Below are 9,214 nucleotides of genomic sequence, written 5' to 3'. Positions count from 1 at the left end.
ATCGTCGTCGCCGCCGCACTCGTCGTCGAAGTCAAGTACCAGCCAGCCCTCTGGATCCACGCAGCTCTCTGGATCCCAACAGTCCTCGCTGTTACCCTCAGGCGCGAAACGCTTCAACGCAACGTTTAGCTGCATTGGGCGGCGCGGCTTTTTCTCTCCCTTCGATTTCCTCTTCATCCCGAAACGCTTTATGGTACGCGGCGGCTATCGCTGATGGCGACATGGATAACTCGCGCTATCAAATATTTGGCAACGCACTCCGCCGTTGGAGGCCGGCTTGACGCATTATCTTTCGACTCGGGGGGAAACCCAGAAACTCGGCTTTTCCGACGTGATGCTGGCCGGCCTCGCTCGTGACGGCGGTCTTTATGTGCCCGAAATCTGGCCGCAGCTAACGCCCGACACTATCGCAGGCTTCTTCGGCCGACCGTACTGGGAGGTGGCCGTTGAGGTAATCCGGCCGTTCGTGGCTGGAGACATCACCGAGGCCGATCTCGGCCGGATGGCCAACGAAGCTTATGCGATGTTCCGGCACCCGGCGGTGGTGCCGCTCGATCAGATCGGTCCTCAACAGTTCATGCTGGAGCTGTTTCACGGTCCGACGCTCGCGTTCAAGGACGTGGCGATGCAGTTGCTGTCCCGGTTGATGGATCATGTTCTGTCACAACGAGGCCAGCGCACCACGATCGTCGTCGCAACCTCGGGCGACACCGGCGGCGCTGCGGTCCACGCATTCGCCAACAGCGCCAATGTCGATCTGATCGTGCTGTTCCCGGACGGCCGCATCTCCGAAGTGCAACGGCGCATGATGACGACGACGGCCGCGCCAAATGTTCATGCACTCGCCGTCAAAGGCACCTTCGACGACTGCCAGGCGATCGTGAAAGGGCTGTTCAACAACCACCGCTTTCGGGACGAGGTGTCGCTCTCCGGTGTCAACTCGATCAACTGGGCACGAATTGTTGCGCAGGTGGTGTATTACTTCACCTCGGCGGTCGCGCTGGGCGCGCCGGCACGGGCCGTCGATTTTACCGTGCCGACCGGCAACTTCGGCGACATCTTTGCCGGCTACGTCGCAAAGCGCATGGGTCTGCCGATACGCTGGTTGCGTATCGCCGCCAACATCAACGATATCTTGCCGCGCACGCTGAAGACCGGCATCTATGAAGTGCGCGAAGTTCACGCCACCACCTCGCCATCGATGGACATTCAGGTGTCGTCCAACTTCGAGCGGCTGTTGTTCGAGGCGACGGGGCGCGACGCCGCGCAGGTGCGCGCGATGATGGCGTCGCTGCAGCAATCCGGCCGCTTCGCGCTGCCGGATTCGGTGCTGGCCGCGATGCGCGCCGACTTCGATGCCGGGCGCGCCGACGAAACAGAGACCGCCGCCTCGATCCGCACGGCGTGGCGCGAAGCCGGAGATCTGGTCGACCCGCATACAGCTGTTGCGCTGACAGTGGCCGATCGCGACGCGCCCGACTCGCGTGTTCCCAATATCGTGCTGGCGACCGCCCATGGCGCAAAGTTCCCTGACGCGGTTGAAGCCGCCTGCGGCGTGCGGCCTCCATTACCGGCCTGGCTCGACGGCTTGATGACTCGGCCCGAGCGGATCACGGTCGTGAACAACGATCAGGCAGAAATCGAACGGTTCGCGCTGTCCGTCAGCCGCGCCGCCAAGCACGGAGTTGCCGGATGAGTGTCGATATGACGAAACTGTCTTCCGGCCTCACGGTCATCACTGATGCCATGCCGCATCTGGAAACCGCCGCGCTCGGAGTCTGGACCGGAGTTGGCGGCCGCGACGAGAAACCAAACGAGCATGGCATCTCGCATTTGCTTGAGCACATGGCATTTAAAGGAACCACCAGGCGTTCGGCGCGAGAGATCGCTGAGGAGATCGAGGCAGTCGGTGGCGATCTCAATGCCGCTACCGGTGTTGAGACGACGGCTTATTACGCGCGGGTGATGAAGGCTGACGTTCCGCTCGCGCTCGACGTGCTGAGCGATATCCTGTCCAATCCTAGCTTCGACGTGAAGGAACTCGAATGCGAGAAAGGCGTCATCGAGCAGGAAATGGGTGCGGCGCAAGACACTCCTGACGACGTCGTTTTCGAGCATCTCAACGAGCTCTGCTATCCGGACCAGCCGATCGGGCGTTCGCTGCTCGGTACGCCGGAGATGCTGAAGCGGTTCAACAGCGACATGCTGCATGGATATCTCAAAACGCATTATCGCGGGCCGGACATGGTGGTAGCGGCGGCGGGTGCGATCGAGCACAAGGCGGTCGTGGCCGAGGTCGAGCGTTGCTTTGCAAGTTTGGATGCCGCGCCGGCTCCGCAGCCGCCGGCGGCGAAATTCGGCAGCGGTGGCTCCAAAGTGGTGCATCGCGACCTCGAGCAGGCGCATCTGACGCTTGCGCTGGAAGGGGTGTCGCAGACCGATGCCTCGCTATTCTCGTTGCAGGTGTTCACCAATGTTCTGGGGGGCGGCATGTCCTCGCGATTGTTTCAGGAAGTCCGTGAGAAGCGCGGTCTGTGCTATTCAATCTACACCTTCCATGCACCCTATGCCGACACTGGCTTCTTTGGGCTCTACACCGGCACCGATCCGAGCGACGCGCCGGAAATGATGGAAGTCGTTGTCGACGTTATCAGCGAGGCTGTGGAAACGCTGACGGAAGCTGAGATCGCGCGCGCGAAAGCGCAGATGAAAGCTGGCCTGCTGATGGCTTTGGAGAGTTGCAGCGCCCGCGCCGAACAATTGGCGCGGCATATGCTCGTCTATGGACGGCCCCAGGGCGTTCCCGAATTGATGGCCAGGATCGATGCCGTCAGCGTCGACTCAACGCGCGACGCGGCGCGCATCCTGCTGGCGCGCAGCCGTCCCGCGGTCGTCGCGCTTGGCAGCGGCAGGGGGCTGGACACTGCGGTCGCTTTTGCGGAAGGATTGGCACAGTCGAAGGCCCGAATTTTGCTCCACTAGCCACAGGCTGGGATTCGGGGTCGAGGAACGGTCATGGCTCTATTTCGTCTGCCGTCCAGCGCGCCAGCGCTTGTGCCGCGAGGGCACGGTCTGTTGCTGCGTGCGCCTGAGATGTCCGACTTTTTGCAATGGAGACAGCTTCGTGAGCACAGCCGCGCCTATCTGACCCCATGGGAACCGATGTGGCCATCGGACGACCTGACCCGCGCCGGATTTCGGCGGCGGTTACGCCGCTACGCAGAGGATATCGCCGGCGACAGGTCCTACCCATTCATTGTGTTTCGCGAGTCCGACGGCATCATGTTGGGTGGGGTCACGCTCGCCAATGTCCGTCGCGGCATCGCGCAGGCAGGCACTATTGGATATTGGATAGGCCAGCCCTATGCGGGGCGAGGCTATATGACCGCGGCGTTGCGGGTGCTGCTTCCGATCCTGTTCGGCGAACTGAACCTGCATCGCATCGAGGCTGCCTGCATTCCCAACAATATGCCCTCCATTCGCGTGCTGGAAAAGTGCGGCTTCACGCGGGAGGGGTTGGCGCGTCGCTATCTTTGCATCAATGGAATCTGGCAGGATCACCTGCTGTTCGGCATGTTGCACGACGATTTCCACGGCTAGACATTTTCCGTCCGAAAGAATCGGAGACGGTCCGAGGTCGCCCGTCATTTCCGTCTGACGAACCCCACCTTTGGCTTGCGGCCATTGGCTTGTTATAAAGCCGCGCGTGGAAACAACGACGGACGACGTGAATGCTTAATGTTGCGGGCACCACCGAAGTGGATGAACCGGCTCCTGTCAGGCACTTGGTTGGCTTTCCGTTGCGTCTGATGATTATGGTCGCAGGCTGCTGGATAGTTGCCGCTTCCCCAGCGCTATCGCAGTCGCTCGGGGATCGTTTCAAGGAAATGTTCGGCGTCAAATCGCAGCCGGAGCGAGCGGCGCCGGCATCCGGCGACGTGGCTTCTGTGCCCGACGATCTTACCTGTCCGACCGTCTCCATCCGTGCCGGCGCATCGACCTACACGGTCGGCGCCTCAGGTCAGCCGGCGAGTGGTACCGATGTCCGCTATCAGGCGACTATCGGCGATACCGCGCGAGAATGCGACTACAACACCGATACGCATCAGATCGCAATCAAGGTCGGTATCCGCGGGCGGGTCATCGTGGGGCCGGCGGGGGCACCGTCGTCTGTGGAGGTGCCGTTGCGCGTCGCGGTGGTTGAGGATGGCGTTTCCGCGAAAACGATCGCCACCAAGGCCTATACGATTACGGTGAACCTGTCGGGCAACGAAGGCGGGACCTACAGCTTTGTTTCGGACGACATTTCGTATCCGGCGCCGCAGAGCGCGGCCGCCGACCGCTACGTGTTTTACGTCGGATTCGATCCGCAGGCGCTGAAGCCTGAACCACGCTCGGATCGCAAACGGCCGAGATCGCAGAGATAACGGACACAGCGGTTGCGCTGCGCGCGATCCGTCGGCAGCAATTCGCGCAAGCGGATATTGAATACGCCGCGGTCGTTGCGATTGTGGTCACGCTTCCGCGTTTGATGATACCGTTCGGCAGTCCATCGGTAACAGTCCGGGAAACAAAAAAGCCGGCGGAGCACCTCACGCCGGCTTTCGTCGCATTTGAAAGAACTCAGTTGAGCTTGGTCCGAACTTCGCTGACGCCTTTGGCGAGCAGATCGTCGGCAAGCTGTCCCTTTACCGAATTTGACAGGATTGAGGAGGCAGCGGCGACAGCGGCGTCGGCAGCGGCGGCGCGGACATCCGCGATAGCCTGGGCTTCTGCCGAGGCTATCTTGCCTTCCGCGCTCTTGGTGCGGCGCGCGACGAAATCTTCCATCTTGACCTTTGCTTCGGCCGCGATGCGCTCGGCTTCGGCTTTGGCCGAGGCGATAATCTCCTGCGCTTCATGCTCGGCGCTCGCATGGCGGGCTTTGTAGTCGGCGAGCAGCTTCGCGGCTTCATCCTTCAGGCGACGCGCATCTTCGAGCTCGCCCTTGATGCGCGCGCTGCGACGATCGAGCGCCGACAGCACCGTGCGGTGTACTCCCACATAGGCGAAGACGCCCATCAGGATCAGGAAGGCTATGGCAACCCAGGTTTCCGGTTGGGCAAACATGGTCTCGTCATCCCTTCATCGAGGCTTCGACGGCGCCGTCGACGAGCTTGGGATCGGGCGTTGCGCCGGTCAGTTGCTGCACGATAGCCGTTGCCGCATCGCTTGCGATGCTGCGGACGTTGCTCATCGCCGCCGCGCGCGTTGAGGCAATGGTCTTCTCGGCGTCGGCGAGCTTGACGGACAACCGTTCCTCGAGCGCCTTGCGTTCGGCGTCTGCCGCTGCATTCAGCTTCTCGCGGGTGTCGTTGCTGATCGCCTGCGCTCGTGTCCGCGCGGCCGCGAGTTCGGTCTCATAGGCCTTCAATGCGCCGTCGGACTCGTCCTTCAGCTTTTGTGCCCGCGCGAGGTCGCCCTCGATCGTGTTCTGTCGGTCATCGATGGTCTGGCGGACGCGTGGCAAGGCCACTCGCGACGAGATTATATAGAGCGCAACGAACGTGATCGTCAGCGATACCAGCTGGGACGCGAAGGTGTCCTTCTGGAACGGCGGGAACGGAGCCTTGTGGCCGCCGTCGGCTTCGGTGTGGGCCGTCGTGCCCTGTGCGTTGCCATGACTTTCAGCCACGGGCTTCTCCTTTGCGGTCGATCGGGACCCGGCTTTCCAGGTCCCGTCAGCCGGTCAGTGATCTTAAAGTGCGAACAGCAACAACAGGGCGATCAGCAGCGAGAAGATGCCGAGCGCTTCCGTCACCGCGAAGCCGAAGATCAGGTTGCCGAACTGGCCCTGGGCGGCCGAGGGATTGCGCACCGCCGCGGCAAGATAGTTGCCGAAGATGATGCCCACGCCGGCGCCGGCGCCACCCATGCCGATGCAGGCAATACCAGCGCCAATGTACTTCGCGGCAATCGGATCCATGAAACAAACTCCTTGCTGAGGCTTGTGAGAGTGACTTTGGAGGGATGTGTACCGGCCTTAGTGACCGGGATGAATCGCATCGTTGATGTAGATGCAGGTGAGAATTGTGAAGACGTAGGCCTGAAGGAATGCGACCAATAACTCGAGTGCGGTGAGCGCCACCACCAGCGCCAGCGGCAGTACGGCGCCGAACACGCCGACGATTCCCATGGCGCCGAGCATGGTGACGAAGCTCGCGAACACTTTCAGCGTAATGTGACCCGCCAGCATGTTGGCGAACAGACGCACGCTGTGCGAGACCGGCCGCGACAAGAACGAGATGATCTCGATCGCCACCACCAGCGGCAGGATCGCGACCGGAATGCCCGACGGCACGAATAGTTTGAAGAATCTCAGGCCGTTCTTGTAGAAGCCGTAGATCAGCACCGTGAAGAAGACGAGGAAAGCCAGGCCGGCCGTGATGATGATGTGGCTCGAGATCGTGAAGGTGTAGGGAATGATGCCGACGAGGTTTGAGACGGTCACCAGCATGAAGATTGAGAACACGAAGGGAAAGAACTTCATGCCGTCCTTGCCGGCGGTGGTGCGTATGGTGTCGGCGACGAACTCGTAGCTGATCTCGGCGATCGATTGCATGCGCCCGGGCACGAGCTTGCGACCGGTGCCCAGCATCAAAAGCGATGTCAGCACGACGGCGAGCAGCATGTAGGCGGAGGAATTGGTGAAGGCGATTTCCTGGCCGCCGATATGGCCGATCGTGAAAATCTTCTCGATGTTGAACTGGTGGATCGGGTCCATCATCCGCGTGCAACTTTCAGTCTGCCGGCAGGCCGGCGTTCAAGCAACTCAATCGTCCAGACGGCCATCCGTCATCGGTCTGTCTGCTCGGGAATCACGCCCGCCGACCGCATCACGTTGATCACGCCGGCTGCGAAGCCAAGCAGGAAAAACACAATCAGCCCCCAGGGCGAGGTCGACAGCAAGCGGTCGAATCCCCAGCCTATCAACGCCCCGACAGCAACGCCCGCGATCAATTCGGAGGATAGGCGGAAACCACGCGCCATTGCCGAGGCCCTGGCAGCTCCGTCCCCGCTTCCATCACCGGATTGGTCAGTCTCGTTCTTGCGGTGCCCACGAAGCTTGGACAGCCGTTGATCGAGATTTCCGAGCCTTTCGGAAAGCGCAGCTTCGTCGGGAGCCGAATGCTCGCGATCTCCGTGCCCGCTGCTGTTTTTGTCCGTGCCGTCAGCCATGCTCTCGACACCCGACACAACGCCGCGATCTTCAGGAAATTACGCCCGTTACCCTCAGAAGCCGCGCGGACCATACTGACGGCCCAAGGTCAAGTCAAGATTGTGTCGCTGTGGACTATAGCGTTGAATTAGCTGGCTTTATTCTAGAAAATCAAAGCGGCTGCGCTTAGTTGCCGCGCTGCAAAAGCGGTCTTCGCGAAAGGCGGCGGGCTGGCTAAGCGTTGCGGGCGCGCTCGCAACGCAAGAAAGCTGGCGACTTGGGGTATCTGGAGGGTCGTCTGACGCGCCGCAGCGGCAGGATAGTTGAGGGTGGACGTGGACCCGAAACGGATTGCCGACGCGTTGAAATCGGGTGGTCGGCGCTATAGGTCGATGACAGAGCGCCCGCTCGGGTGAAGCGAATTCGGTCTCGACGGAGCAGAGCATGTACGCGGCGATACCGTTCAGACTGTTGCGGATTTCCGCGATCACCGCGATGCTCTTTTGCCTGGTTGTTCCGGCGCTTGCGCAGGAGGCTGAGAAAGGACGCTATACGCTCGTGCCGATGAGCGGCGGCTTTGTCAGGCTGGATACGCTTACCGGCGTGGTTTCCCATTGCGAGAACAAGGGCTCGGGTTGGGCGTGCTACGTTTTGCCTGAAGAGCATGCCGCGCTGGATAAGGAAATTGGCCGGTTGCAGGCGGAGAACGAAAAATTGAAGGCGCAGCTCGCCGCGCGCGAGCCGGCCGACAAGATTCAGAAAGAATTGCCTCAACAACAGGGGTCGGGTGAGCCGGGGCCGGCTGCGCCAAAGGCTGACGGACCGAAATCCGCGGACGTCAACCGCAACAGCATTGAGATTCCACTCCCGAGCGATCGCGATATGGGCCGCTTGATGTCATTCGTCGAGCGTGCCTGGCGGCGGCTGATCGAGATGGCGAGCCGCGTCCAGCGCGATACGTCAGGAATCTGATGCCCGGGTAAGCTGAAGGCATTTGATGGCGGCGGCGGCGATCACGCCTGTCGTGCCATATTGTGTGTCGCAGGGCTTGCCCTTGAAGCCCCTGATGGCCGCTGCTCTCACCATCAAATCAAACTGCCTCGCGGACCACTCTGCCGAGATGATTGCGGACCCCGCACGAATCAGATTATACACGTATAAGTTGTGGTAACTCGCCTTTCGCTCGTGAGGAAGCCGCGGATGGGAAAGCTTTTGCCTTTTGTGTCGGATGTCCCGGTTTTCGTCGTCGACGATGATTCGTCGGTACGTGAAACGCTGGTTCTCCTTTTGAAAATCGAGGGGTATGCCGCGCAAGGCTTTAGCGACGGCGCTTCGTTTCTTGAGAAGGTTCGCAGCGCATCTCCCGCCTGTGTCATTCTCGACCTGCATCTTCCCGGCGAATCGGGATTTCAAATCCTGCGCAGGCTCGCCGCCGAAAAAGTTGCCTCGCCTATCCTTGTGATCTCGGGCGCAGCCGACATTGCAATGGCTGTGGAAGCCATGAAGCATGGCGCGCTCGACTTCCTGGAGAAGCCGTTTTCCTCCGATGCCATCGTCGATCGTGTTCGTGCCGCGGTGAAGGTTTGGCGAGAGATGCGCGGGAGCGAGAACGGCGGCCTCGCCAACTTTTCCGGCTGCCATCTATTGACCTGCCGAGAGCGCGAGGTTCTGTCCCAGGTGGCCAGGGGTGCTTCGAACAAGGAAGCGGGGAGGAGACTTGGCATCAGTCCGCGCACCGTCGAGGTTCATCGCGCGCGGATCATGGACAAGCTCGGGGCGAAAAACACTGCCGATCTGATTCGGATTGTGTTCTCGGAGGCGAGTTCACGGCGGCAGCTTTCCGCGTCCTAGAGCCCTCCGCTTCTGACGGAATCAGAAACGGGGCTCTATAATCTTGATTTAACGCGTTTTCTTCACGCGAACCGGTGCCCACTTCGCTCGAAAATGCTATATTAGCCCTTCCGCTACTAAGGCGGGTTCTGCTTGAAAAAACTTCGCGGCAATCGCACCTCCTCA

At 60.9% G+C, this 9,214-nt stretch carries 11 protein-coding genes and 1 pseudogene; 7 read left to right on the top strand and 5 right to left on the bottom strand.

The window, feature by feature from the left end; genetic code table 11:
• From GGQ85_RS17145 to GGQ85_RS17125, 5 genes and pseudogenes are all read left to right on the top strand, one after another.
• Nucleotides 1–99, top strand: a pseudogene (locus tag GGQ85_RS17145) (DUF983 domain-containing protein); the annotation flags it as partial.
• A 178-nt stretch (nucleotides 100–277) separates the two neighbouring features.
• Nucleotides 278–1,696: a threonine synthase gene (gene thrC, locus GGQ85_RS17140; RefSeq protein ID WP_309775546.1), complete on the top strand. Its 1,419-nt coding sequence runs from the start codon at nucleotides 278–280 to the stop codon at nucleotides 1,694–1,696.
• Nucleotides 1,693–2,982 carry a M16 family metallopeptidase gene (locus GGQ85_RS17135; RefSeq protein WP_309775545.1) on the top strand — a complete coding sequence of 430 codons (1,290 nt, stop codon included), beginning with the start codon at nucleotides 1,693–1,695 and terminating at the stop codon, nucleotides 2,980–2,982. The genes thrC and GGQ85_RS17135 overlap by 4 nt, the downstream gene beginning before the upstream one ends.
• Nucleotides 2,983–3,015: 33 nt before the next feature.
• Nucleotides 3,016–3,600 (top strand): GNAT family N-acetyltransferase, encoded by a 585-nt coding sequence (locus GGQ85_RS17130; RefSeq protein ID WP_309775544.1) that lies wholly within the window; start codon nucleotides 3,016–3,018, stop codon nucleotides 3,598–3,600.
• 131 nt (nucleotides 3,601–3,731) lie between these two features.
• Nucleotides 3,732–4,427 carry a hypothetical protein gene (locus tag GGQ85_RS17125; RefSeq protein ID WP_309775543.1) on the top strand — a complete coding sequence of 232 codons (696 nt, stop codon included), beginning with the start codon at nucleotides 3,732–3,734 and terminating at the stop codon, nucleotides 4,425–4,427.
• 196 nt (nucleotides 4,428–4,623) lie between these two features.
• Here GGQ85_RS17125 and GGQ85_RS17120 read toward each other — a convergent pair whose 3' ends face one another.
• The 5 genes from GGQ85_RS17120 to GGQ85_RS17100 form a co-directional block, all read right to left on the bottom strand.
• Nucleotides 4,624–5,109: a F0F1 ATP synthase subunit B family protein gene (locus GGQ85_RS17120; RefSeq protein ID WP_309775542.1), complete on the bottom strand. Its 486-nt coding sequence runs from the start codon at nucleotides 5,107–5,109 to the stop codon at nucleotides 4,624–4,626.
• A gap of 7 nt (nucleotides 5,110–5,116) precedes the next feature.
• On the bottom strand, nucleotides 5,117–5,674 hold the full coding sequence (locus GGQ85_RS17115) for a F0F1 ATP synthase subunit B family protein (RefSeq protein WP_309775541.1): 558 nt from the start codon (nucleotides 5,672–5,674) through the stop codon (nucleotides 5,117–5,119).
• 63 nt (nucleotides 5,675–5,737) lie between these two features.
• Entirely contained in the window at nucleotides 5,738–5,965 is a 228-nt protein-coding gene (locus GGQ85_RS17110; RefSeq protein ID WP_009796340.1) for a F0F1 ATP synthase subunit C, read from the bottom strand.
• Nucleotides 5,966–6,022: 57 nt separating this feature from the next.
• Nucleotides 6,023–6,766, bottom strand: a complete 744-nt coding sequence (locus tag GGQ85_RS17105) for a F0F1 ATP synthase subunit A (protein WP_079445313.1) — start codon at nucleotides 6,764–6,766, stop codon at nucleotides 6,023–6,025.
• A gap of 68 nt (nucleotides 6,767–6,834) precedes the next feature.
• Nucleotides 6,835–7,218: an AtpZ/AtpI family protein gene (locus GGQ85_RS17100; RefSeq protein WP_079445314.1), complete on the bottom strand. Its 384-nt coding sequence runs from the start codon at nucleotides 7,216–7,218 to the stop codon at nucleotides 6,835–6,837.
• A 424-nt stretch (nucleotides 7,219–7,642) separates the two neighbouring features.
• Between GGQ85_RS17100 and GGQ85_RS17095 the strand changes: the two genes are divergently transcribed.
• Together GGQ85_RS17095 and GGQ85_RS17090 are read left to right on the top strand one after the other, a co-directional pair.
• On the top strand, nucleotides 7,643–8,170 hold the full coding sequence (locus GGQ85_RS17095; protein ID WP_079445315.1) for a hypothetical protein: 528 nt from the start codon (nucleotides 7,643–7,645) through the stop codon (nucleotides 8,168–8,170).
• A 228-nt stretch (nucleotides 8,171–8,398) separates the two neighbouring features.
• Nucleotides 8,399–9,049, top strand: a complete 651-nt coding sequence (locus GGQ85_RS17090) for a response regulator transcription factor (protein WP_309775540.1) — start codon at nucleotides 8,399–8,401, stop codon at nucleotides 9,047–9,049.
• The last annotated feature ends 165 nt before the right edge of the window (nucleotides 9,050–9,214 follow it).

The organism is Nitrobacter vulgaris (assembly GCF_031453995.1).
GTDB classification, from domain to species: domain Bacteria; phylum Pseudomonadota; class Alphaproteobacteria; order Rhizobiales; family Xanthobacteraceae; genus Nitrobacter; species Nitrobacter vulgaris.
Note: the sequence above shows the minus strand (reverse complement) of the source record. Positions and strands in the feature narration are given on the sequence as shown.

What these genes read in the sequence shown, in the direction of transcription:
- GGQ85_RS17135 (WP_309775545.1), top strand. Translation starts at nt 1,693, where the DNA reads ATGAGTGTCGATATGACGAAACTGTCTTCCGGCCTCACGGTCATCACT.
- GGQ85_RS17130 (WP_309775544.1), top strand. Translation starts at nt 3,016, where the DNA reads ATGGCTCTATTTCGTCTGCCGTCCAGCGCGCCAGCGCTTGTGCCGCGA.
- GGQ85_RS17125 (WP_309775543.1), top strand. Translation starts at nt 3,732, where the DNA reads ATGCTTAATGTTGCGGGCACCACCGAAGTGGATGAACCGGCTCCTGTC.
- GGQ85_RS17120 (WP_309775542.1), bottom strand. Translation starts at nt 5,109, where the DNA reads ATGTTTGCCCAACCGGAAACCTGGGTTGCCATAGCCTTCCTGATCCTG.
- GGQ85_RS17110 (WP_009796340.1), bottom strand. Translation starts at nt 5,965, where the DNA reads ATGGATCCGATTGCCGCGAAGTACATTGGCGCTGGTATTGCCTGCATC.
- GGQ85_RS17105 (WP_079445313.1), bottom strand. Translation starts at nt 6,766, where the DNA reads ATGATGGACCCGATCCACCAGTTCAACATCGAGAAGATTTTCACGATC.
- GGQ85_RS17100 (WP_079445314.1), bottom strand. Translation starts at nt 7,218, where the DNA reads ATGGCTGACGGCACGGACAAAAACAGCAGCGGGCACGGAGATCGCGAG.
- GGQ85_RS17095 (WP_079445315.1), top strand. Translation starts at nt 7,643, where the DNA reads ATGTACGCGGCGATACCGTTCAGACTGTTGCGGATTTCCGCGATCACC.
- GGQ85_RS17090 (WP_309775540.1), top strand. Translation starts at nt 8,399, where the DNA reads ATGGGAAAGCTTTTGCCTTTTGTGTCGGATGTCCCGGTTTTCGTCGTC.